General features: G+C 61.0%; 1 pseudogene. It reads right to left on the bottom strand.

Annotated features, from left to right (window positions below):
• A pseudogene (locus GWC77_RS28350) lies at window positions 1-388 on the bottom strand (transposase); the annotation flags it as partial.
• Window positions 389-467: the final 79 nt, after the last annotated feature.

Below are 467 nucleotides of genomic sequence, written 5' to 3'. Positions count from 1 at the left end.
GCGTCGTGGTCGTGATAGGCGACCCGCCGACCGACCGTGGACAACTCGCACAACCACTCAACCTGGAGGACATCAGCCCGGTCGAAATTCAACTGCTTAACCGTCCTCGGAAACGGGTCACCCCCAATACCGTCAGTCCGCGCTGCTCGAGCACCTCATACACCGGAATCCAGTACACCCCCGTCGATTCGAGCGCCACCGTGTCGACTCCACATCCGAGCAACCAGTCAGCCATCGCATGCAGGTCATCTGTCATCGTGCCGAACTCACGTACTGGTTCTTCAGCGGCGCCCCGGGGCACCGCCACCCAGTGGCTCGAACCACCGATATCAATGCCCGCCGCATTCGGAAACACCTCGGGACCGTCTTCGCGCTTGCGCATCGCCATAGCCTGCCTCACTATCGTGGATAGGTGGCAACGCCATGGGAAGCGTCGATATTGACTCGATCTCGTGAACGGGATGCGC

It is taken from the genome of Paraburkholderia sp. NMBU_R16 (genome assembly GCF_013282575.1).
GTDB lineage: Bacteria > Pseudomonadota > Gammaproteobacteria > Burkholderiales > Burkholderiaceae > Trinickia.
Note: the sequence above shows the minus strand (reverse complement) of the source record. Positions and strands in the feature narration are given on the sequence as shown.